The organism is Mongoliitalea lutea (assembly GCF_014652135.1).
GTDB lineage: Bacteria > Bacteroidota > Bacteroidia > Cytophagales > Cyclobacteriaceae > Mongoliitalea > Mongoliitalea lutea.
The window spans coordinates 1-25,908 of sequence record NZ_BMYF01000007.1; the positions used below are offsets into that span (position 1 = coordinate 1).

Below are 25,908 nucleotides of genomic sequence, written 5' to 3' on the forward strand. Positions count from 1 at the left end.
CTACCGCTACTCCGTTTAAGGTATCGTTATCCAATACATTAATGCCCGCATCTGATGCACCGGCAAGACCGTTGATCGGTCCTGCAGTATCATTGTTCGCAACTAACACATTGACAGGCTCAGGCGTAACCTCTGATGTATTGTTGCCCGGCGTAGGATCAAACTCAGTAGCAGTAATCGATGCAATATTTGTATAGTCTCCTGTCGCAAGAACTGTAGCTGTAATCTCCAACGTAGCTGTACCGCCGTTTGCAAGGCTACCGATAGTCCAGATACCCGTCACTTCATCATATGTCCCAACTGATGCAATTGCATTTACAAAAGTATAGCCCGAAGGAAGCTGGTCCGTAACAACAACATTCGTCGCTCCGCTAGGACCCGCATTGCTCGCCGTCAATGTAAATACTATATCCTCTCCGACATTTGGATTAAAAACATCAACTGTCTTTAGTATGCTAAAATCAGCCGATAAAGGAGTGATGATCTGATTATCCTGATTATTGGAAGGATTAGTATCAAAGGTAGCTGAGCTTAAAATTTCTGCTAAATTAGTAGCAGAAGGGAGGGTTTCGGCAATAATTTCGACATTGATTAATAGATTAGTGCTTGAACCAGCTGGGATATCTCCTACATTCCAGATGCCTGAAATTGGATCATATGCCCCGCCACTATTATCGGAAACATAAACCAGATTAGAAGGTAATACATCAGAAACAAAAACTTCAGTAGCAAGGTTTGGTCCAAGGTTTTGAACTAATATACTAAAAGTAACCACATCTCCAACATTTGGAGCAGCGTTGTTTACTGACTTAACAACCTGAAGATCTGCTCGTAACGGAACAACCAGAGCCGATGCTGAGTTGTTTCCAGAATTGGGATCTAAAACATCTGATGCTGAAATTACAACAGAATTTGTTACAGATGGCAAAGCATTCTCAGTTACAATAGCACTTACACTAAGCGTAGAAAACTCTCCGACATCTAATGATAAGGTTGACCAAAGGCCAGAGATAGGTGAATAAGAACCCTGACTTGCTTCATGCATAACATAATCCAACCCATTAGGTAATAAGTCAGTCAGTGTTATGCCTGTAGCATTTGCAGGCCCATTATTAAGCACCATAATCTCAAAATTTACAACATCACCAATATTAGGTGAAGGATTATCGACAATTTTGGTAACCTCTAAATCAGCTTTTGCCAACCCAAATACATTATCGCAACTAGCATTATCTACTCCATCAAAAGAAATAGCAAAAAAAGCTGGACTAGTTGTCTGTTGCCAACTGTCAATAATAGGAGATGCAAGTCTAAGGATGTAAGAAACATCAGAAAAATAGCGAATTTGGACATTGTCAAAATTTGCACCTCTCCCGTTATCTGCCATTCCAGCGTTATTAATAGTCCGGAACCTTACTGTTGTGGTAGATGAAACTAAGCTAGCAGGGATAGTAAATGAAAAGGATTGTGCGGTATTATTATTAAAAGATAATATTTGAGTCCAAGAAGCAGGGTTAGCTGATGCCGCAACTTCAACCAAAACAACTCTTGTTGTCTGATTATCTAGATTTACACCCTGATAATCAAATGAAATTATAGGTAAAGAACCCGGGCTAGTACTAGCTCTGGACAAGTCAAAGGTTCTTCTAGCACCTCTATTTTGGTTCCGTATCTCTAATCTATTATTTGCGACCCTAACATTACCGGAACCAAACCCATTAGTTTCTTCAATTTTTACCCATGGATTAATCCAATTAATAGTCCCATTACTTCCTGTAGCCGAACCATTTACGTCAAATTGATCCCTATAAGTCGAATCTTGAGGAAGAATAAATTGAAAATATCCAATATCATTCAAAGTTGAACTTAATGTAGTGGATTCTAATGGTTCACCTGCGTCTAGAATACCATTTCTATTTAAGTCTCTGAAAAGCTGAACTTCTATCCCTCCAATCCCTTCCTCCGCAACTCCTGGTATTCCATTTAAATCAAAATCTCCAAAAACATTCCCACAGATAGTATTAGCCCCATCAATAGTTGCTGGAGAAACTACAACAAACACTCTTGCAATATCACAAACGGTAGTTGCAGATCCCTGAGCACAAACCTGATACTGAAAACTATCCTCGCCAATAAAGCCTGGTCTCGGGGTATACCTAATTGTCCCGTCTAGATTGACAGTAACAGTACCTTCAGAAGGATTGCTGATAATCGCTACACTTAACGGGTCAATTAAAGTCAAAAATGCTCCATCATTTGTCAAAACATTAATATCAATAGGAGTACTTGGGGTGGTATTGGTACGGTCATCAGTTGCAAAAACAAGTTCCGTAAGACACTTTGGTTCCATAGTGTAACCCACATCAATCGCTGGATTTCCAGCAGGCGTTCCACCAAAAGGTCTTTGACCCCAAACAGATGCCATAGGTACATCATCGCAATTATATACAACAATTCCAGAGTTATCATTATTTAAACCAAAGATCAGTTGCGCTTGAAGAGCATTAACAGAAAATGATACATCATAAAACGCACCACAAGGACTTTGAAAAGGTCCAGTAGAAACATTGCCATCATACTTTACATAAATAGTGGTGTTTTCCGCAGGGGTAACCCAAACAGGGTTAAAGTTTCCTGAACCATCGGAACTACCGGGTGCCCATGCTAAAGTTGCAAATGAACTTAATCTACTTTCTGGAATCATATTAAAAGCCCAGTCAAAAGCAGCTCCATCATTATCGGCATCTACAATCCCAACCGCTGTAAATGATTCTCCACCAGCACTCCAAAATCTGGTACCTGTAGCAATATTCATGTTAAAAAATCTAATACCATTATTTGCTGGTATTTCAAAGGACCCAGTGCCCCCAGTTCCTCTTCTCCAATTTATTGTAATTGGAGTACTGTTAGGATTAACAAAATAAGCTACCACTGGGGCATTTGTGTTTGTAGAATATACAGGAGAAAAATAGGAAGGGCCATAGAACTGACTTGGTAAAACAGGAATATTCCGAGTTCCGTAAGAATCAATCCCTCCAAAAACCAAATCAACACCTACATCTTTGTTAGCTCTAAGTCTTGCACCTGCCTTAATATCATTAGCATTGTTTACATCACTAGCAACACCTGGTGTACTACCTGTTCCATTATAAAACCATACTTCCCCTTGGTTGAGCGTGGGAGAAATAACATCAAATGTCCCATTCCCATCATAATCTAGTTCCACAATGGTACCATCTTCCGATGCCCTAACGAAAAGACCCGTATATCTAAACACCGTGGTTGGCCCAGCAGTTACATTTTCTCCAAAAGGTAAAACGAAAAATTGACCGAACCTGGTATTGTCAGAAACATTCGTTTTAACATTTTGAACATCAAATAAAGGTGTGGGTCCTGAGAATCCAGCATCACCTGTAACTTTCGATACAGATATATTCGCTGTTGAATAAATCTTATCCTTTCCGTCAAAAACAATTGTGCTCGTGGGTCTATTCCATGGAAAACTATTATCTAATGTTATAAATCCACCTGGAGGAATAAGGTCGTCTGGATAGCCAGGGGCCACACCATTGGTTAAATCACCATCTCCCCACACTTGAGTGGTAGATTGCTGCGGATTTGTAATATCTGTCTCGTATCCATCTTCCCAATGGTCGTAAATGATTACTGTCCGAGGGTAGGGTATGGAGATGCTGACAATATTTCTTACGTTAGCTGTTAATAAGTTGACACTAGCTGCGCTAAGTAAACTTTGTCTTAGCTGAGTATTGTTTTCTGGAAAAGGTAAGAAATAAGTCTTGGCTTGATTAGCTTCAAAGCACGGATCATCCAAAACTTCTGTCACATCTATGACTACTGTTGCAGTCCTACATTCTACAGGTGAATTGGAACAAACTTGATATACAAATTCATCTTGACCTAAAAATGACCCAAATGAAACATAAACCATTTGTCCATTGACGTTGGTCTGCAAAAAGCCACCTACAGGCTGCTGAACAATGGTTACAGAATTAGGGTTAATATTACATAAATCATTTGCTAAAACATTGAATGCAATAGGACTCCCCTGAGGTGTCATGAAACTATCATCATTTGCAAAAATCACGTCCGTGGTAATCGTATGCGTAGATGTAACAGGGCCATTACATCCAGTAGCAGTTGCTGTTACAATTGATGTACCTGACCAAGAAGCTGCAAAAGTCACTAACCCTGTTGAAGCATTAATAGTATTACCAGCTGCTAAACTTGAGGCATCTAAACTGTAGGAAATACCCGTAGAATTGGCAGCAGTGGCTGTATACGTAAATGAGCCTGCCGCTCTACACCTCTGAGAGTCTCCACCTAAATTGAATACCGGAACTGAAACACTCGGGATTGTCTGAATGGTATGAGTTCCTTCGGGCTCTGTACAGCCCAAAGCTCTTGCTGTAATAACAGATGTTCCACTCCATGTTGGTGAAAAAAACACCTCTCCAGTTTCAGAATTGATGGTGTTTCCCCCAGCAAGACTCGGTTCATCAAGGGAATAAATAAAGGAGGACGCATTTAACGCATTCGCAGAATAAATAACCGATGAGTTACCCTGACAACGCTCTGAGGAACTTCCAAAAACAAAGCTTACTGGTCCAACTTCACACGTAGCAAAGGTGAAATATTGTCCGTTTGAAAAATCAAAATCTGCTTCCCAGTTATCCCCAACCAAAGTCATAGGTACAATCTGTACAGGTGATGAAAAGTTCGAAGAATTACTCACCAACAATACGATACCTTTTGAGGCTTCATCTGGCAAACCATTGGGGCTACTACTGTTTCCGACGCGAACTTTTACAGAACCAACCTGTCCTGTTTCTTGTATCTTCCAATTTCTTGGTAAAAGTTGATATCCAGCAGGAGCGCCCAAAGACGTCCAAGCATTTACTGCACCATTGTTATCTCCCCACAACATTGCGGAGCGATCAAGATCAAAAACTTGACTATTAGCTTGATTAGTTGAAGAAATGGTATTCCCATTACCAATGGTAATTTGGAAACCTGGATTTATTGATCTTGATTGCTTTTGGTTTAATGAAGTAACATCATCTCTTCCAATTCCCGCAATATTATTATTATGGGAAGCATTTGAAGTAGCATTCCAAAAAATAGTCGAACCATCTGCTGCTAAGTAGTTTTGAGGAGTTGCCTGAGATAAGGTCACTCCATATTTGATAGCCAAATAAGAGTTAATTCGCAAACGTTCATTAGCCGTAAGATCTCTATTATAAAGAATTATTTCAGGAATAAAACCATTAAAAAATTCATTCCCACCCACAGCTCCACCGGACCCAATTCTATTGTTAGTTCTATTTATAGTACTTGGGGTAACAAGAGCATTTGAAGATGCAATACTTAATCCATTTGAAAAAACATTTGCTGTTCTACCTATTTGACCACTAGTACCTCCCTGTACGCGGTAACCTAAAATACCTGTTCCATTAGTTGGACTTAATATTGAATTACTTGAAAAAAGAACACCTACATCACCTGGAGTTCCGGAGGTAACTTCAACACCTACGTCATTACTAGAGGCAAATCTAGTAAAGTTTACCATGTTAAAGTTCCCGCTAGTAGATAAATGAAAGATGCGCGACCAATTAGTTGTCGAACCAAAATTGGTATTAACGACTGAAAAAGCACTTACCCCTTGCGTAAAGTTGTTAAATCCTGTAGGAAGATTAAAGAAATTACTAGTTCCATTAAAAGAAACAGATGGGTTAAAGTTAATTCCCTGAGCACTACTTCCAGCTCTAAATTGAGGTTGATTGGTTGATGATGTGGCATTAGCATTGCTACCACTCGCATCCAGCCATGTATTTACTGCCGCTCCATTAGATGTAGTATTGGTGCCAAAATCGGCTTTTAACCAAAGTATATTACCAGCTACTCCTCCAGGCGATGAAGTTACTGTTGAGGAATAAGATATAAGAACTCGACCATTAGCACCATTACCACCAGATTGAGCAGCACCTAACAATCCAAGAATCCCATAACTCCTTGCCCCACTACCTCCTCCTCCGGACAAATTTCCCGAGTTACCTGTTGAACTTGATAAAGAATTAGGAGCCGTTCCTCCATTTCCACCTCCAACTGCAGCACCATTACCGCCGATTTCATTATTCGCATTTCCGCCAGCTCCATTAGATCCAGCTCCACCTCCTCCACCTCGTACACCATTACCTCCTGGAAATAAAACACTTCCAATTGAATTAGCAGTAGACCCTCCAACTCCTCCCGCCCCACTAGTATTGGACGCTCCTCCTAAACCTCCAGCTGCTCTTACTAACGGAGCGCTACCAAAACTAGAAAAACCTCCATTAGTTCCATTATTGTCCCCGGCAGCGCCACCAGACCCAGGAGCGCCTACTACAACAGTATAAACTTCTCCAGGGTTTACAGACAATACACTTCTTGCGTAAGCTCCTCCTCCTCCTCCTCTAGAATCGCGAGTCCCAATTAGGCCACCAGATATCCCTCCACCTCCACCACCAGCACCCCAAGCTTCAACCGTCAAACCAGTAACACCAGCAGGTACTACAAAAGTAAATGTACCGGGTGTGGTAAAGTTGCTTACAGTGGGAGATTGCGCTGTGGCAGGTCTTATTGCCACACCTACAGTTGACCAAGGAGCACTTGTGGAATTTGCTGTCATGGTAGTAGATGTACCGGAGCTTAATCTTACAGACGCTGAACCAGATACACTACTATTGATTGTAGAGTTCCATAAGGATGTCTGTCCAGCAGGAAAAGTATGTGTAGTACCATTATTAAATGCTGTAAGACTATATATTAATTGATCTTGAGCGGAACTTATGTTAACAGACGCGGCTGAACTTGAACCCGATGCAAAAGCAACAGGACCAAAAGGAGAAGTTTGATCGACTCCAGAAAAAGACGTAACCCCAATAACACCATTATCGGATTGGCTGTTATTGACAACAACATTAAAATTACCCACAGGCGGATTAACCAAATACCAGATATTTACTCTTGTCTGACTAGGGTTAAAATGATTAACAAGTGAAGTTAAAGGAATACCATTATAAGTTACACCCGTTACAAAAGCACCAGGTTGCTGCGCAGTTACTCCTACTATTAAAACTTTGTTTGCTCCCGTTGCATTATTAAATGGAATAGTAACAGTACTATTATTATTAAAAAATCCTGTAACAGAAGGGCTTTGTGAGATTTGAGCAAGCAAGCTTAAACTAAATACCAGAAAAACACTCGTTAAAATAATTTTTTTTGAATAAAAATATATAAAAGAACCGTGTCTTTTCATTGAAAAAGAAAAGGTGGCCCTTTTGTTTGTAGTCTTGCAAGTTCTCATACTTGATTTGTAATAAATTGAGACGTTTTCTTCTGATTTGTAGAATTTATTAAATTCTAAAATAAAATATAAATAAAGTATTTTACACTGTTTATTTAGTGAATTTATTATTTTTTACCCCAAAACATTGTATAAACAAAATAAATTTAATACCACTTGTTTTATCTTAACCACCTTTTGAAGTAATGTGGAAATTTTTAGTAAAAGTAACGTAATTCATAAAAGCAAACAAAAAAAAACAAGAATTATTTTACACGTAATGCTTTTTAATTTATTTAAAATACACTTTACTTATTTCAAAATAACAAAGCTAGGCTGTTAAAGAATATTTTAAGTATAAAAATCCTCCAAAAGAAGCGTCTTTTTTAAAAATTAGATCTATTTCAAATGGTAGAAAAACAGCAGATAGCAAACTAATTTTAGCCTATTTTATGCGAAAATTACTGTTTTAAAAATTAGAATTAAACTACGACTAGAACCATCTTGGGTTTTTGAGCTTAACATTTCGAGGTGTTAAATAGTATCCAACAGATAGTTCATGAGAGTTGTTACGAAAAGTATCTAATACATTTAAATTGGTGTCATAAGCGTAACCTAATCTCAAATTATCTGTTGCAAAAATTTCCGCAATAAAAGCTACAGCAGTTCTGTTATTTAGATTTCCTTCTAAATTATCATTCCACAGTTTTATGTTTGAACGGTAACTAGCTCCCAACCATAATCGATCGAAAAATAAAAACATTCCATTGATATCATAGCTGGTTGGAGCACCTTTAACTTCCTTTATCAAAAAACTAGGTTTGAACTCAATTTTTTCATTTAAAGGAATCATCATGCCCGCAGTTAGGTAGTAATGAAAATCATGAAATGCTAAAGATATATCTTCTCTTTCCAGCACTCTCTTTCCCACCATATTAAATGCACTAATACCAGCATAAAATCTGGGAGTATGGAAAAACAAACCAGAATTTAAATTAGGAGTAAAGAGGTTAATCCTTCCATCGGGAAGTAGTGGGTCATTCGCATCTACAGGATTAAGCATACTTCCATCTATCATATACTGACTTGCACCTGCGCTTACACCTAATCCAAGAAAACTTTCATTCCCTAATTGAATTCTATATGTGTAAGTTAACATTCCTGTTGAGGTATTAGTAGGCCCTATTTGATCATTCAACAAAGACAACCCAAAACCCATTTTGCCCTCATTAGCACTTAAGTCGGCAGTAACTGTTAATGTTTTAGGAGCACCAGGAAAACCTAGCCACTGATCTCTGTAAGTACTCTGTATATATCCTTGATTTTTATAACCAGCATAAGCTGGATTAATATGTAAGCCATTAAAAATATATTGACTAAACTGTGGTAACTGTTGTGAAAACAAACTTGAAACAGACAAAACTAAAACAAAAATGAGGAGTAATATCTTTTTTAACCAAACCCTCCAAAGCTCCATAAAAAGCCCATTTTCATAAACAGATGAGTACTTTATTATTGATGTCATTTATTTAAAATCGAATTTTCAAACCGCTCAAATTTCTATTTCTGAAATGATTTAGAAAGTTTATAACAAAAGCCTTAACATGATTAATAATAAATAATTTATTATGCCGTAAATATACATTTATTTGTATTTCAAATCCAACTAATAAAACTACTTTTTTTGAAAAAAAGATTTTTATTGAATGTATTCAACAATTTTAACGATATGAATTGATTTTAAAAACATTAAAAAGTAATGTCGAAGTCAATGCTTTTTAAGAAACCATACAATAAAATTTTAAAAAAAACCACTGCCAGGGTTACTGACAGTGGTTTAATAAAATTTTAATTTACAACCTTTAAACAATCTCAAAAGGCCAACGCATAATCCCACTGGCCAAATTATAAGTAGATTCAAATCCCATATCAGCCATAATTTCACATGCCTGACCACTTCTATTACCGCTTCTGCAATAAATGTAATACTTTTTATCTTTTGGAAGATTCTTTACCTGATTCACAAAGTTTGGATGCATGATATCTATATTTCTAGCACCTTTAAACTTTCCTGAATTGAATTCACCTGCTGTGCGAACATCCAGAATGACAGCATCTTTTTCCTGCATTCCTTTATGGAACTCTTCCGCACCTAAGTCTATGTAATTTTTTGGTTTTGTCTTAAAGAAGTTGAACATGGTTTATTGGTTTTTAATGATTATACACACAAAGGTATCATATGCTATCCCAACGAAAAGTAACCTAAATCACACTGACTATTCTGAACTCGTAGAAGAGGCTTCTTCCTTCTTTAATTTCCCTGTCAACTGTAAGTAAATCAACCGGATCAACAGTACCCATGGTATCCCATGAAACACAAAATCAAACCAATCCAAGAATTCCATACCCTTTGCTCCACCTAGAATCCAACGTACTTTTCCGAAAATATGAGGCTCTGGAACAAAAGGTGCCAGACCAAGAGTTAATGTCAATAAAATAACAAACCTCCAGTTATTGATAGACTGTTTCATAGTTTAACTTTTTGTTTTTTGTTGAAAGGATAGCTGACCTGTTGCCAGAAGGTTTTGGGATATTCTTCCATACCATCAAAACCTAAAGGTTCATCTCTTCCTTCGTGAGGAATATAGTTTGTGCCAAATATGTAATCCCAAACACTTAGTGTAATACCATAATTGACTCCGTATTTTCTATCTTTTGGCAACTCCTTGACATGATGCCACAAATGCATAATAGGATTATTCAAAATATACTTTAATGGACCGTAAGTAATTCTCAGATTTGCATGATTCAAATGCCCAATAGCGGTTGTGAATATATGCACGATAAAGAAATCAGTTAGACCGAACCCAATCATTGCCAAGGGGATATATTGAGCAGTCTTGTATAAAATGGTCTCCATCCAGTGGAATCTCAAATGTGCAGCAAAGCCCATTTCTTCCACGGAGTGGTGTAGTTTATGAAACTCCCATAAAGCAGGAACTCGATGAAGTAAGCGATGCACATTCCACTGTATAAAATCAGCAAGAATAAATAAAAGCAAAAACTGCCCCCATCTTGGCCAAGTATCAATATGAAGTGCAACAATATTTGTTATTCCAAATATCCCTAAGAAATCATTGAATGCCTCCACTGCTACATTGGATATTGCGTTGTATGCAATCAATGAAAAAAGGAAATAATTGAAGAACATGTAAAACCCATCCAGCCAAAAATCCTTTCGGAAAATTGCCTGCTGCTTTCTCCACGGAAACACGATTTCAAGCAACCAAACGACTACCGATAGCCCCAATAACCACCAGAAATAATTTTCCCAAGAAGGATAAAACATCTCATTTATCAGGTAATTAAAGTACCCGTAGTAAGAGTCTGCGATGATTTGAATGTATTTCGACACGGTATTAGTGATTAAGTGATTTGTGAACAGTTAGCAGTGGGTAGTGAACAGTTGAACAGTTAGCATTGACAGTGGGTAGAGCCACGATAGCTGAAGCGGAGCCGAAACCAATAGTGAACAATAAACTCATTGAGACTAAATATCCCTAAATCTGAAATCTACCCTCTAAAATCTTAAATTATCAAGAGTGAACAATTAGCAGTTAGCAGTGAACAGTGCACGATGCGTAACCAGATAATCGAAAGTCCCACACACGCCCTTGTTCTTGATTCTTGTTTCTGGCTTCTCGTTTCTCGTCTCTCGTTTCTTGCGTCTCGCTTCTAAAGAAAAGGGACAATCCACACGACTGCCCCCTTTCGACATTCCCATAAACCACAACTAATTATTTTTGGTTATATTCTTTAATATAGGCACCCATATCAATAACCTTGTTATCTTTTAATGCATTTTGAATAATGCTGGATCCAGCTGCTGAGCGATATCCGGTACCACAATGCACTACCACAGGTTTATCCGTTGGAATCTCCGAAATCCGCTGCATCAATTCCGGTAATGGAATATTGATCGCATTAGCAAACACCTGATGCTGAGCAACCTCTCCTTCATTTCTAATATCTATGATGGTAAACAAGTCAGGATTTGCATCAAAAGCATCTTTATTAAAGAAACTCATGGAATTACCATTCGATTCGGTATAAATGCCTGCACCAGCAATCAATAACTCATAACCTATTTTGGCTGCTTTTGAAATCAGTTCATCCAATGACTCCTGAGTTTCTGCTATTAAGTAATATCGTTCTTGAGGTGAAACCAAACTTCCTAACCAAGTCTCAAACTTGGCCCCTTTCATAATATTAATAGCCTCAGGTAAGTGTGATTGCTTAAAAATATCCTGATTTCGACCATCGATAATGGTTGTCCCTTCTTGTATATCATTCAAATCAGCCAACACCGGAACTGATTCTTTGGAATCAAGGTATGCGGGTGCACCTATTTTATTCAGATCTACATTATATGGGAAATATTGAGGAATAAATGGCTGATCTTGCAATAACAATTCCATAAAAGCTTCCTCACTCATCTCCTGCAAAGCATAATTGGTCAATTTTTCCTGACCAATCGTACTACTTTTGGCATCTGAAATAGCTTTTCCACACAAAGAACCGGCTCCATGCGCAGGATAAACAACCACGTCTTCATCCAATTTCATCAACTTCTTACGAGTACTGTAATACATCATCCGAGCTAACTCTTTGCGCTGCATCATAATAGCACCAGCAGACTCCCTTAAGTCAGGCCTTCCAACATCTCCTATAAATAAAGTATCCCCCGTAAACACGGCCATATCTTTTCCATCTTCACTCAACACAACACTGATTCCATCTGGTGAATGCCCTGGTGTAAACATAGCTCTCAGGGTTACTCCATTACCCAAATCGATGATATCACCCTCATCAAAAGTTTGATGAGGATAGTTGGCTTCTGCTAACTTACTAATGTAAATGGTTGCTCCTTTTTCATGGTGAATCTGTAGATGGGAGCTTACAAAGTCAGCGTGTGGATGTGTTTCAACAACACCAACAATGGATGCTCCGTGCTTCTCTGCAAAATCATAATAGGGTTGAGGGTTTCTTCCAGGATCCACCAAAATTACTTGATTACCAACAAGTATAGCATAGCTAAAATGTGCCAAGCCATCATCTTCAAATTGGTGAATAATGGTTTTCTGTGGCTGAGCAGGTTGAATCAGTGGTGTAAATTGGGCCTTTGCAAAACCGAAACTCAGAAGAAAACTTACTATAACTAATATGTATTTCATAAGGTGTGGTTTAATTCGAATAATCAAAATTAGGAAATCAGAGAGGCATTAATTGTGACTCAAGTTACATCTCAAGACAAGGAATATTGAATACTTTTGAAGACAACAATGAAATACTACTAACGAAAAACTTATGAACCCGGACTTTTGGAATGAAAAATTCTTAGCTGCAACCAATCTTTATGGCGTGGAGCCAAACACATATTTTAAAGATAAAATTGATCAGTTAAGCCCGGGGAAATTACTTTTACCTGGAGAAGGGGAAGGCAGAAATGCACTGTACGCTGCATCTTGTGGATGGAGTATTGAAGCTATTGACCAAAGTGAAGTTGCCAAAAATACTGCTCTATCACATGCAAAAAAGTTTGGATTGTCTTTCAATTACCATGTTTGCGATATTCAAAAGTTTATTCCAGAAATTGCCTGCTATGATGCATTAGGGTTAATTTATTTTCACCTGCCTAAAGACATTATCGAAACTGTTTACACAAAATTGGCAAAATCACTCAAAACAGGAGGAAAATTGATTGTTGAGGGCTTTGGAAAAAATCAGCTTCAATACACCTCTGGAGGACCCAAAAACATCGACATGCTGTATGAACTGAAGAATTTAAAATCCATGCTTCCAAACTTTTATTGGGAAGAGGAGTTTGACGGGATCATTGAATTAAATGAGGGAACTGGACATGTAGGGAAAGCACATGTTATTAGATTACTGGGAATAAAAATCAGTTAAACTGATTTTTATCAGCTTAAAAAATGCATTTATGCTGTATATTTAAGCATCAATAAATCCCAAAATTATGAAAATCCTTGTCCCGACCGATTTTTCCGAAAATGCCTCCAATGCGCTGACATTTGCAAAGAACATTGCTAGAAAACAAGGTTCTTCCATTACCTTGTTCTATGCATTTTATGCTGTGTATGATTTTGCTGCTCAAGCCACTGAAATCATCGCACAAATTGAGGATGATGCTAAAAAAGCCATGAAAAAACTGGTAAAAGAGGGCATAGAAGAAGGATTGACGATTGACTACAAAATCCAACATGGCTCCATAGCTACGGCTGTGACATCCTATGCCTACCAAAACGACTATGATCTTATTATCATGGGAACCCAAGGAGCCAGTGGAATTAAAAAAACTTTAATGGGCTCCAATACTGGTCATGTAATCAAAGAAAGTATGGTACCTGTTATAGCTGTTCCTGCATCTGCATCCTTACCAAAAGAAAATAAGGTTGCCGTGGCACTTGAACTCAAAAAAGAATCGAAAGAAAACTTTCAAAAGCTATTCCGTCTAACAGAAGCCCTAAGTTTACCATACGATTTTTTCCATGTGGGCGAAAAACTAAGCTTCGACCAAGAGATTGAATTCAAAGGACTGGAGTCTTACTTAAAAAGCAATCATCCAAATAAATCTTTTGAATTTACAACTATTAAGGCTTCAACCATTCAAAGTGGCATACAAAATTATCTAGAAAATAATGGAAACTCACTCTTGGTCATGTTTTCAAAACAAAAATCCTTTTTCGAATACCTTTTCAATAAAAGCGACACACTTGAAATGGCTTATCACACCCATACCCCTTTATTAATAATCAAATAATTAATATAATAAAAACATATTTGAGCTCCTTCGGATATTTGTTGTTTTCATGTCTAAAGACAAAGTTTATTCATCAAATTTCTAAAAATTTAACCAACTTGTGGTTTCGAAAATATTAACACATGATTAAGCGTAACAATAGCCTTCGGGCACAACTCAAAAATGGATTGGCCCTGCTGATTCTTGTAGGTTTTTTAGCATCCTGCGGTGGTTCTAAAAGTATCTTTGACAAAAACCCAGAAGCCATACAATCATGGGCACACCTAGACCCAAAAAAAGATAAAGTCCCCGGAATGTCTGTGGATAAAGCTTACAAAAAAATCATCAAAAATCAATCTGTAAATCAAGTTGTTGTTGCGGTGATTGATTCGGGAATTGACTTGGGGCATGAGGATTTATCCACCGTTCTTTGGACAAATACCAAAGAGATAGCAGAAGATTTGCAAGACAATGATGGAAATGGGTACATCGATGACATTCATGGGTACAACTTTTTGGGTGAATCCTATAATGAACAATTAGAGGCAACCCGTATCGTTAACTTGGGGATTGGAGATGCTTCTCTACAAGAAAAGGCCCGTGCACGCTTTGAAAAAGATTTGACCAAAGCAGCCTCATCTGCGGAAGAAATGCTAATGATGAGTCAAATTTTCCAAATAACGGATCAACTCATCAGGAACAAACTAGGAAAAAACTCCTACACAGTTAGTGACTTAGAAAACTTCCCTACAGATGCGGAAGTCACGCCCATGCACATCGAGCTGATGCAAGAGATTCTAACAGAAGAAGGATCTATTCAGGTGGTCTTTGATCAAATCGATGAGGCCATCAAATATTACAAGGACCAATTGGACTACAATCTGAAGTTGGACTTTGACGGAAGAGCCTTGGTAGGCGATGATCCTTATGACATCACTGATACCAAGTACGGCAATGGTGACCCTATGCATCGGGTAAAAGACGAAAGTCATGGAACCCATGTGGCAGGTATCATTGCGGCAGACAGAAACAATAACCAGGGTATCAAAGGAGTTGCCAATAACGCCCAAATCATGGCTATCCGAGCAGTACCTAATGGAGATGAATACGATAAAGACATTGCATTAGCCATTCGTTATGCAGCTGATAATGGCGCTAAGGTAATTAATATGAGTTTTGGAAAGCCTTTCTCTCCCAATGCAGAGTGGGTTTATGAGGCTATTAAGTACGCCGCAGAAAAAGATGTACTCTTGGTACATGCTGCTGGAAATGACGGGATGGACTTGGATGACCCTGAAAATCCTAATTTCCCGAACGATCACAAATTATTGAATGAGCCAGAATTCGCTCCTAATGTAATTACGGTAGGCGCCTTAGCTCCTTCGTGGGGTAAAAATATGATTGCTTCATTCAGCAATTATGGCCGATTGAATGTGGATGTATTTGCACCTGGAGCAAGAATCTACTCTACAATGCCTGAAAATGAATATGAGTTTCAGAGTGGGACCTCCATGGCTGCACCCGCTGTAGCTGGTATTGCGGCCAAAATCAGGGGGCTCTACCCAGAACTGACAGCTGTTCAAGTCAAGCAAATCATCATGCAATCTGGTATTAGTCCCAAGTTCGAAGTTTTTGTTAATGGAGATAACCCTCAAAAAGTAATGCTCAATCAAGTTTCCCGTTCAGGCAAAATCGCCAACTTATATGAGGCATTGAAATTGGCTAAAGCTGTAAATAGTGGAAAAGCTGCACTATGACACATAAATATTGATCGCATAATGTAGTGACTTTTCCAAGGTTTTGACAATACCTTGTAAGCCAATCAAGACCTTTCAATAAACTTTGGAAAAGCTTATCACAGCTATTAAAACTGATCATCTAGATTTTAAAAGCTTATAACACCCTCAACAAGTAGGCTTGGCTTATTTGGTTGAGGGGTTGTTTTTTTATTTAATGCTGACAGGTGACTCTGTATTTCCAGAACTTTTTCAATGTGTTTTTTGAACTTTCATGCTAATCAAGTGATTTATCAAGGGTGATGGAAAAATCCTTATCCATAAAAACAAATTACTAAACCAACGAATAGAATGAATACCGAACAGTATCTCGCTTACATGAATGCTATTGTCCAAACTAATTTGGAAGACCAAGTCGCCCCTTATGCTAAAGCTGAATATTTAGAATACACGCGGTTAAATACCAGCAGGCAATCGCGGTGGATGAAAACTCAGACCGTATCAGAAGACTTACAAACTGTCTTAAAAGAAATCAAAAGTCCGCAGCAATGGTTGGTAATCACCGAACCTTGGTGCGGAGATGCAGCTCATGTGAATCCATTTATCATGTTGGCAGCTAAAGAAAACAGCCTCATCAACCTCACATTTGAATTGAGGGATTCTGCACCTTTTAGCATAGAGAAGTATCTGACGAATGGCTCGAAATCTATCCCGAAATTGATTATCCGAGATGAGCATGGAAATGATTTGGCTACTTGGGGGCCACGACCTGCAGGTTGCCAAGCGGTTTACAATGAATTGAAAGAGCGCAATGCAGGTTTTGATGAAGTATTGACGGCTGTTCAAAACTGGTATAACAGCAACAAAGGTCAAGAAATCCAAGAGGAATTGACTAAGCTGCTAAATGAGGTAATGGTTAGAGTTAAAGCTGTTGAACTGAACTTGGTATAAAATAAATCCTAGTCTAGAATAGTTTCTGATAAACATCGCCTTGCAATTTAAATCTAAATCTTATCAAGTTAGTACTCTAAAATTCCTTGTGTCTTTGAGCCTTTGTGGCAATTTAAATTTGTTTATAGCCACAAAGGCACTAGGACACAAAGCGTTTAGCGCTAAACTAAAGCATTGTTAGTAAAACCATTTTTAAACATTACCTAAAAGAAAGCCAATTTTATCAAAGCAATGCTCCATAAAGCACCTCCACGGGATGCAAAGCCTTTCGTTGGGTACCGTCTGCGATCTGATGACGGCAGGAAGTTCCAGGAGCTACGATTATTGTCTCTTCATTTGCGGACCTCACCGCAGGAAATAAGACCATCTCCCCTATTTGCATGCTTAGTTCATAATGTTCTACCTCATAACCAAAAGATCCGGCCATGCCACAACAACCCGAAGGAATCGTTTCAACGGAATAATTCTGAGGTAGACTTAATAACTTTTGGGTCCAGTTTAAGGATGACAACGCCTTTTGATGGCAGTGCCCGTGCAATTTGATGGTCTTGGATTCTTTTGTAAAGGATTCAGCTGTGATATTACCAGCCGCAATCTCGCGACCGATAAATTCATCTATCAATAAGGTATGAAACTTGACTTTCTTAGCAGCCTCCACCAAATGCTTATCCACCAAGCGTGGGTATTCATCACGGAAACTCAAAATTGCTGATGGTTCGATTCCTACCAAGGGACGATCTCCGCTGACCAAATCTTTGAAGGTGTTGATATTTGCATTCGCATGTTTCTTTGCTTTTTCAAGCAGTCCCTTCGATAAAGCTGAGCGACCACTTTCTTCATGGTCTACCAGCAGCACCTCATAACCCAATTTCTTCAATAACTTCACCGTAGTAATGCCAATACTAGGCTCATTGAAATTGATAAACTCATCTACAAAAAGGTAAATTTCTTTAATCACTGGCTGTTTCACAGGTATGCTGCTGGCAGATTTTTTCAGCCACTGACGAAAACTCTCTTTGGAGATAGCCGGCAGTTCCCGTTGAGGCGCAACACCTAGAACTTTTTTCAGTAAGCCTCCGGTCAAGGAATTACTTAAAGAAAAATTGGTGAGTCCTGGAACCAACGAACCCAATTTATTCAATTCATTGATATGCGCAAAAGCTTTGGAGCGAAGTGGAACGCCATGCGTTTGCTGATATTGGTACAAAAATTCCGCTTTCATGGATGCCATATCCACATTGGAAGGGCACTCAGCGGTACAGCCTTTACAGGAAAGACACAAATCCAAGGCCTCTTTGATCTCGGGATGATCGAAAGGATTGGAAGGCTTGTCCTTGGTCAGAAACTCCCGTAAGGTATTAGCACGTCCACGGGTAGTATCTTTTTCATTGCGGGTAGCCTGATAACTTGGACACATGGTTCCACCTGAACTTGGTAGCTTTCGGCAATCTCCACTTCCATTGCACTTTTCTGCCATGCGAAGAATCCCTCCCACCTGAGAAAAATCCAAGGCTGTATCATGCTCTGGGGTTTGCATACCAACTTCATACCTCAGGGAAGTATTCATTGGAGCAGTATCCACTATTTTCCCTGGATTGAAAATATTATCGGGATCCCATGTGTATTTGATGCGTCTGAACAACTGATAGTTTTTCTCCCCAACCATCATTGGGATAAAAGGTGCTCTTACACGACCATCTCCATGTTCGCCGGAAAGTGAACCATTGAATTTCTTGACCAGCTTTGCGGAAGCTTCTGAAATCTTATAAAATTCCTCCACATCTTCCGCCTTTTTCAGATCCAAAATTGGACGCATGTGGATTTCCCCTGCACCCGCATGGGCATAGTGAACCGGATCTTGATTGAACCCTTTAAGGATTTCATCCAGTTCGTCAATATAATCGGCTAAGTCCTCGATATCCACTGCTGTGTCTTCAATACAGGCAACTGCCTTAGGGTCACCGGGGATATTTGCCAACAACCCCAAACCGGCACTTCGAAGCGCCCAAGCAGCTTTGGTTTTATCTGGACCAATAACTGGATAGGCATACCCTAAGCCACTAGCTTTTAAATCCTCAATCAATAATTCTCCCTTCGCCCTTGCTTCCTCCTCTGTTTTACCCGTAAACTCTATCATCAAGAGGGCCTTCGGATCACCTTCCACGAAGTACCGGTTTTTACTGTATTCAATACTCTCCTTGGTGCAATCCAAAATAATTTTATCCATCAATTCCACGGCAGTTGCCGGATGCTTCATGGCCACCTGGGCTGCCTTCATGCTTTGATGAATACTTTCAAAGTGAGCTGCAACGACGATTTCTATAGGATCTGGAAGCGGATCCAAACTGATCTTTATTTCCGTGGTAAATGCTAGAGTCCCCTCAGATCCACTTAATAACTTACAAAAATTAAAAGGTTCATCTCCTTCGAATAGCTCAGACTTGAGAAGTTCGTCTACAGCATAACCCGTATTTCTTCGATGAATACTTTTTTTGGGAAATTGTTCATGAATTTCTTTCCTGGCTTCTTCCGATTGGAGTTCTTCCCAAATCTGCTGATATACTTTTCCTTCTAGATCGGACTGATTTCGTTTTTGTTCAAATGCTTCCAAAGTCAGTGAACCAAAAACCGCAGGACTCCCATCACTCAAGAGCACTTGAAGTTCCATGACCTTATCTCTGGTAACTCCGTAAACGATGGAAGTAGTGCCGGATGAATTGTTACCCACCATCCCACCTATCATGGCACGGTTAGCGGTAGATGTGATCGGGCTAAAAAACAGTCCATGAGGTTTCAAAAAACGATTCAACTCATCTCTCACCACCCCCGGTTGTACACGAACCCATTTTTCCTCTGCATTAAACTCAATGATAGAAGTAAAATGCTTGGAAACATCCACCACAATACCATTGCCCACGCATTGACCTGCCAAGGAAGTTCCCGCTGTACGAGGAATCAGGGAGGTTTGGTGTTCTTTGGCAAAGGCTATAAGCAGCTGAATATCCTTTTCAGACTTTGGAAAGGCCACTGCCAAAGGTATCTCACGATAGACGGAAGCATCCGTAGCATAGAGGGTCTTACTCAAGGAATCAAACTTCAATTCTCCTTCCAAAGAAGAGGCAAGTGCTTGCAAAAAAGGCAATAGGTTTGTGGAATTTGTACTCATGTGTCAAAAATACACAGAGAATTTTGTGAGTATTGAAAATTAGGGAATTATTTCTCGAGGAATACTCGGAATTCACAGAAAAAATAGGATTGTTCAAGTCTAAAGACTTGGACTAAAATTATTGCAGTTTTCAGACTGCTGGTAAACAGTCTGAAAACTATTAAAAGTGTAGGCCAAAGACTAAGTCTTGAACCAATGTAAACTTACGCTTTGTTACTTTATGGTCTATTCAACTTATAGCTTTGTTTTTCTTAGTAAACTGCCTTATAAAATCGATATTAAAAGACTGAATTTCAGGATTTAATATATCTCAATCCATCAACGATAAATCAAGCGTTAAAAGAATAGCCAATTCATCAAAATATTATCCAAAAAAAAATAGAAAGGCTACATAAACCAGAAAGTAAGCCCGACTATCTATCTTACACTTATAGAAGTGCGCACACTTATAAAAGAGCGGAATAACTGAAAGGCATTCAGAAAAATTGAGTCAAGAGTATTTTTATTAATAGTACTAAAGACTCTGCTTCCTAATTTATTCTTCAATAAATTCATTTTTCAGGAGTTTAGTTTTTATTGATTGATTACATTTGATAATAAATCAACAACCTATGTTTTTCATACTATCTCAATTACTTAGTTTCTTGATAATGCCACTATCACTTGTGTTCATAGGTTTGATATCAGGATACCTATTACGTGCAAAAAAAACTGGCAAAAGATTAATTATCATCAGTATTTTATCCCTATACCTTTTTAGTAATCAATTTATTATCAATGTAGTACTTCTTCAATGGGAATATAAAATAGTACCAATGGCTGAAGTTCCTAAGCATGACTTTGCCATAGTACTAACAGGTGTTGTAAACCTAAGTAAAACAACAGATGACCGCACATTTTTCCATAAAGGAGCAGATAGAATAACCCATACATTGCAATTATATCAAGATAAAAAAATAGACAAAATACTGATTACTGGTGGCCAAGGATTTAACCCAATAAATGACAACACTGAGGCCAAGCTTTTAAAAGATTTCTTATTGATGGCGGGGGTTCCTCAAGAAGCAATCATTATTGAAGATAAGGCTAAAAACACATATCAAAATGCCATATTTACAAAAGAAATATTAAACGAATTGGAAATTCTGCAAGAAAAATCCTCATTCATACTAGTAACTTCAGCCTTTCACATGAAAAGGGCGAAAGCTTGTTTTGACAAAGCAGGAATAAAGACATTCCCTTTCCCCACTGACTATTACACCAGTGATGTAAAATGGGACCTGCCGCATCTTTTATACCCAGACCCAACGAGTATAGCTAAATGGCACACATTATTTAAAGAAATCGTTGGTCTAATAATGTATAAAATCGCTGGATATATTTAATTATGTTCTTAATCACAATCTTAAATCATATGAAAAGACCACTTATTCCCTTAATCATAATTTTCACCTTTATTATTATAAACACGAATGCGCAAACCCAGGAGACTATGAATTTGGACTGGGCTACGAAAATTGCGGATGCTGCACAGGAGAAGGCTGTGAATGAAAACTGGAATGTAGTGATTGCAATTCTGGATCAGGGAGGAAACCTTATTCTGCTCAAAAGGATGGATGGTACCCAGATAGGTAGTATTGAAATTGCTCAGTTAAAAGCAAAAACAGCCTTCGAATTCAAACGCTCGACGAAAGTATTTGAGGATATGATCAAAAATGGGGCTGTTCACCTGACCACCATGCCTATAACAGCTGTGGAAGGTGGCTTGCCGATATTCAAAAACGGAGACCTTATTGGCGCTATTGGTATCTCAGGAGTCACTTCTGCTCAAGACGGTATCATCGCTGAGGCAGCGCTGAAGGCTGTGGGTTTGATGGAATAGCGATACTTAATTGAAAACTAATTTTTGGAGAAAAATTCGATTAGGCGAGTATTTTCTCCAGTTTTGATTTCCACTTTTTCCAGTCTTTCATTTCCCTCGTCTGCAAATCTAAAAATTTTTGGGTGTGGTCATGGTAAACCAGATAACAAAGCTCATGAACGATAACATACTCAATACTTCCCTTAGGTGCTTTGATCAATTCGGGATTTAAAATTATTTTCCCTTTAGCTGTACAGCTCCCCCAACGTGTAGGCATTTCGCGAATAGACAATTGAATAGTAGGAATTGATAACTTATGACGAATTAGGAAAGAATCGATTAAGGGGCTAGCTATCTCTTTTAGCTTCTGCTCTGCTTTCTTACGATACCAGTTTTTGACTAATGATTCAGCTTTTTGTTTTTCTAATGTATACACCTTCAAAAAACCACCTTCTAATTTTACTCGTTCATTATCAATTCCTAATTCATCATTATTAATTAACAATCGGTACTGTCTGCCAAGGTACAAATGGGTTTCCCCGCTGATATATTTACGCTGAGGGGTTTTAGGATGGAAAGAAAGGAAATAGCTTTGTTGTTTGATGACCCAAGGTGCTTTCTTTCTGATTTTTTCTTTGATTTTGTCAATGCCCGTATTATAAGGAGCTTTGACGATTACTTCCATGTCCGGAGTCACAGTAATCCCTAGTGATTTTCTATCTGAATATTCCAAATGAAAGTCAATGGTTCTACTTCCAAATACAATCGTCTGTTTCATTATTTGTATCGGATTTTTGCCACTTCAATACAGTCGTCTGCAATTTTATCCATTTCTTGGAATGACAATTCAAGGTTGTATTTGTCTCTTACTTCATCGATCAGATGATCCCCAATATCTATCAGCAATTTGCCAGTGATATTGGTTTTAAACTGCCAATCAATAATTGGCTTGCCATTATCCAATACAGATTCTTGAATAAGGTTATCAATTTGTAAAGCTGTTTGGATTGAAACTTCCCGCAAAATTACATAATCATTCGTTTTTTCTTTAAGCGATTCAATTGTCAATCCATAAAAGGCCTTAGCAACATCTCTTGATTTTAATTGCTCAGGGATCTCATTATCCGTATGAGCCAAGACATTGTCCATGATCTCCTGAACCCTAGTCAGGTATTGTGCTTCATTGATTCGTTTGGCTTCATATTCGGCAATGGTGTCTTTCAGCATCTGGGAGAACTTTTTGTAGAAAGCAGGATCCTCATCCATTTTTTCTGAAATATGCTTGGCTGTTCTGCTGGCGATTTTATCTGCTTTTGCTTCTTTTTCAATAGTATTTTCGAGTTCCTGTTGGAATTTGTCCTTATCGAATATGTTTACCAGTTCTATAATTGTATCAATTTTCTCTACGGTAATATGGGTGTCAATCAATTTTTGAATTTGACCTTCATATTGTTTATAGTCAATTTCATCACTGTATCGCTCCACAACAGCTGCCCGTAGTTTCATAAACATCTTCAAATCATCCCTGTAACGGTTGATGGTTTTTTCGTCTACATCCTTGTGGAATTGAAGGGAGGATAAAGCCAATTTCAAACTCTTGGCAAATGCAGCGAGTTTGTCATAAAATAAAACCCTGATGGCTTCATCTTTCAGCAGTTGTTGGTAGGCCTCAGCATCTCTTTTATTGGCAATAGTTTTGAAAATATCCCAGAGGTCAGAATGCTTCTGGGGGAGTTTGTTGACTTCATCTGTGATGTTGGTAAGGGTGCCCGCCAAATCTTCTTCGTCGAAATCTTCAAAAGAGGAATACATCTTCAGAGCATCATCTAAGTTTTCAATAACCCCATAATAATCGATGACGTACCCAAACTCCTTGTCAGGATAGATTCGGTTTACTCTGGCAATGGCCTGTAAGAGTTTGTGGCTTTGTAAATTCCTTGTGAGATATAAAACGGTGTTTTTTGGTTCATCAAATCCAGTAAGTAGTTTATCTACTACAATAATGATTTCCGGGTCTTTTTGATTCTTAAATCGGCTGATGATATTTTTCTCATAGCTTTTTGCATTGCCATGTTCGTCCATCATTTTTTTCCAAAACCGATTTTCCTTTTCAGTTGACTTTTCATAAGCACTGTCTTCTCCCTCACGCTCATCAATGGATGAAATCAAGACTTCCGTACTCACAATACCAATTTCGTCAAGAAACTCTTTATACTTGATGGCATTGATTTTTTTGTCACAAACCAACTGGGCTTTGAATCCTGTCCCTTGCCAGTTGTCTCTAAAATGTCTGCTAATATCCCAGCAAATGGCATATATCTTTTGCTCCGCGCTATTCAATTGATCGTAGCGTGAAAATTTCTTCTTAAAGTCGGCTTTTTGATAATCAGAAAAGGGCTCCGTCACTAAATTAAAATACGTGTCCATGGGTCCCTCATTTACATGCTGTATGGCCACCCTTCCCTCATAAAGTAGTGGGACAACAGCTTGGTCAATCACAGCTTGGTCAACGGTGTAGGCGTCTATAATGCCTCCAAACTTTGCTGCGGTGCTTTTGTCCTTTTTGAAAAGTGGCGTTCCGGTCATGGCTATGAAACAAGCATTCGGCAAGGTCTTTTGCATGTCAATATTGAACATGCCATGTTGGGTCCTATGGCCTTCATCCACCAGCACAAAAATGTCATGACTTTCTAAGGGCTTACTGATTTTTTTTACAGCAGCATTGAATTTATTGATAATGGTGGTGACTACTGCATCGCTGTTACTTTCCAATAATTCCACCAATCGCTGACCTGTGGTCGCATTTTCCACAAATTTCCCGCACTTTCGGAAGGTTTTGGTGATCTGATCATCCAAATCTGTCCTATCAGTCACGAGAACAATTTTTGGATTACGAATACTTGGTTCCATGGCAATTGCCTGAGCCAGCATCACCATGGTTAGAGACTTCCCACTTCCTTGGGTGTGCCAAATAACACCACCTTTTCTTTTTCCCTCCTCTACATTTCTGACACGGTGAAGTGACTTCTTAATTGTAAAAAATTGCTGATAGCGTGCTACCTTTTTGGTGCCATTATCAAATAAAATAAAATTGAAGATTATGTCCATCAATCGCTCAGGACTACAGAGACCAAAAAGATAATTGTCTTGTTCTGTGGGAAGAATTTGTTGCTGTTCTAAAGCATCAAAATATTGGCGAACATACCTGAAGCGATCAGAAAACAATTGCTCTTTTACTTTCTCAGGTAATGGCTTATTCTTAAGAGCAAGTAACGTCTCACTATTCTCTTTTTCGTTTTCACTTTCTTTCCACTTTGCCCAGAATTTTTCAGGGGTTGCATTGGTGGCATAAGAAGCTTCTTGAGTGGCTATGCTCAAAGTCAATTGCGCATACACATACAAATTCCTGATGCCATCTTCCTGCTGATTGCGCAAATGCTGGCTGATAGCCTGCTTTAGAGGCTCCTTCATATCCGGACGCTTGCATTCGATAATGCAGAGCGGAATACCATTCACGAACAAGACCAAGTCCGGACGATAATGGTCCTTGGTAGTACTCCGCATCACACTGAACTCTTCCGTTACATGAAATTTATTGTGATGGATATTTTTCCAATCGATGTACTGTAGGGTAAAACTCTTTTTGTCTCCATCCACACTTTGTTCCAATGCATGTCACAAAGTCAGCAGGTTATAGGCTTTTTCACTGGCAGCAATGTAGCCTTCGTTCATGGGAAGGTTTTTCAATGCCTGGATGCCGCGTTCGATATTTTCATCCGTAAAAATACTGGTCTTGCTGGCACTTACCCGTATGCTGTTGATTTCTTTCAACTGTTTCCGCAGCACTTCTTCCAACAAGACATTTGTCGTTTTTCCACCCCTAAGACGGTCCGTTTCTACTGGATTTATGTATGTATAACCCAAATTCACCAGCATCTGCAATGCGGGTATCTGGCTGATATGGTCTTCTTTAAAGCTTGGTGTTTCCATAACTTTTTAATTTTTTAAAGAATTGGATACCTGATACAGAGA

At 38.6% G+C, this 25,908-nt stretch carries 15 protein-coding genes and 1 pseudogene; 6 read left to right on the forward strand and 10 right to left on the reverse strand.

Going from position 1 to position 25,908, the window contains the following annotated elements; genetic code table 11:
* The 6 genes from IE080_RS19630 to IE080_RS06840 all read right to left on the reverse strand — a co-directional run.
* The coding region (locus IE080_RS19630; RefSeq protein ID WP_189579791.1) for a DUF8202 domain-containing protein at positions 1-7,234 on the reverse strand (7,234 nt) is incomplete at its 3' end.
* A gap of 601 nt (positions 7,235-7,835) precedes the next feature.
* Complete coding sequence (locus tag IE080_RS06820) at positions 7,836-8,819, reverse strand: PorP/SprF family type IX secretion system membrane protein (protein ID WP_189580194.1); 984 nt, start codon at positions 8,817-8,819, stop codon at positions 7,836-7,838.
* Between the two features lie 385 nt (positions 8,820-9,204).
* Positions 9,205-9,540: a rhodanese-like domain-containing protein gene (locus IE080_RS06825; protein WP_189579793.1), complete on the reverse strand. Its 336-nt coding sequence runs from the start codon at positions 9,538-9,540 to the stop codon at positions 9,205-9,207.
* Between the two features lie 78 nt (positions 9,541-9,618).
* Complete coding sequence (locus IE080_RS06830) at positions 9,619-9,873, reverse strand: hypothetical protein (RefSeq protein ID WP_189579795.1); 255 nt, start codon at positions 9,871-9,873, stop codon at positions 9,619-9,621.
* Positions 9,870-10,757, reverse strand: coding sequence for a sterol desaturase family protein (locus IE080_RS06835; protein WP_189579797.1), 888 nt, complete (start codon positions 10,755-10,757; stop codon positions 9,870-9,872). Before IE080_RS06835 ends, IE080_RS06830 begins: the two co-directional genes overlap by 4 nt.
* 382 nt (positions 10,758-11,139) lie before the next feature.
* Positions 11,140-12,576 carry an MBL fold metallo-hydrolase gene (locus IE080_RS06840; RefSeq protein WP_189579799.1) on the reverse strand — a complete coding sequence of 479 codons (1,437 nt, stop codon included), beginning with the start codon at positions 12,574-12,576 and terminating at the stop codon, positions 11,140-11,142.
* Positions 12,577-12,709: 133 nt separating this feature from the next.
* On the opposite strand from IE080_RS06840, the gene IE080_RS06845 reads away from it, so the two are divergent.
* The 4 genes from IE080_RS06845 to IE080_RS06860 all read left to right on the forward strand — a co-directional run bounded on the left by IE080_RS06845 (position 12,710) and on the right by IE080_RS06860 (position 16,849).
* Positions 12,710-13,312: a class I SAM-dependent methyltransferase gene (locus tag IE080_RS06845; RefSeq protein ID WP_189579801.1), complete on the forward strand. Its 603-nt coding sequence runs from the start codon at positions 12,710-12,712 to the stop codon at positions 13,310-13,312.
* 67 nt (positions 13,313-13,379) lie between these two features.
* Positions 13,380-14,183, forward strand: coding sequence for a universal stress protein (locus tag IE080_RS06850; protein WP_189579803.1), 804 nt, complete (start codon positions 13,380-13,382; stop codon positions 14,181-14,183).
* 122 nt (positions 14,184-14,305) lie between these two features.
* Positions 14,306-15,919, forward strand: a complete 1,614-nt coding sequence (locus IE080_RS06855; protein WP_189579805.1) for a S8 family peptidase — start codon at positions 14,306-14,308, stop codon at positions 15,917-15,919.
* Positions 15,920-16,249: 330 nt separating this feature from the next.
* On the forward strand, positions 16,250-16,849 hold the full coding sequence (locus IE080_RS06860) for a thioredoxin family protein (protein ID WP_189579807.1): 600 nt from the start codon (positions 16,250-16,252) through the stop codon (positions 16,847-16,849).
* Positions 16,850-17,072: 223 nt separating this feature from the next.
* On the opposite strand, the gene IE080_RS06865 is transcribed toward IE080_RS06860, so the two are convergent.
* Entirely contained in the window at positions 17,073-20,015 is a 2,943-nt protein-coding gene (locus IE080_RS06865) for an FAD-binding and (Fe-S)-binding domain-containing protein (protein WP_189579809.1), read from the reverse strand.
* Positions 20,016-20,626: 611 nt separating this feature from the next.
* On the opposite strand from IE080_RS06865, the gene IE080_RS06870 reads away from it, so the two are divergent.
* On the forward strand, positions 20,627-21,400 hold the full coding sequence (locus tag IE080_RS06870; protein WP_189579810.1) for a YdcF family protein: 774 nt from the start codon (positions 20,627-20,629) through the stop codon (positions 21,398-21,400).
* 107 nt (positions 21,401-21,507) lie between these two features.
* Entirely contained in the window at positions 21,508-21,897 is a 390-nt protein-coding gene (locus IE080_RS06875; protein WP_229800534.1) for a GlcG/HbpS family heme-binding protein, read from the forward strand.
* Between the two features lie 40 nt (positions 21,898-21,937).
* On the opposite strand, the gene IE080_RS06880 is transcribed toward IE080_RS06875, so the two are convergent.
* From IE080_RS06880 to IE080_RS19725, 3 genes and pseudogenes are all read right to left on the reverse strand, one after another.
* On the reverse strand, positions 21,938-22,654 hold the full coding sequence (locus IE080_RS06880; RefSeq protein ID WP_189579813.1) for a M48 family metallopeptidase: 717 nt from the start codon (positions 22,652-22,654) through the stop codon (positions 21,938-21,940).
* A complete protein-coding gene (locus tag IE080_RS19720) occupies positions 22,654-23,688 on the reverse strand; it encodes a type I restriction enzyme endonuclease domain-containing protein (RefSeq protein WP_373295123.1) in 1,035 nt (344 codons plus the stop codon). Before IE080_RS19720 ends, IE080_RS06880 begins: the two co-directional genes overlap by 1 nt.
* Positions 23,689-25,866: pseudogene (locus tag IE080_RS19725) on the reverse strand (type I restriction endonuclease subunit R); the annotation flags it as partial.
* Between the last annotated feature and the right edge of the window lie 42 nt (positions 25,867-25,908).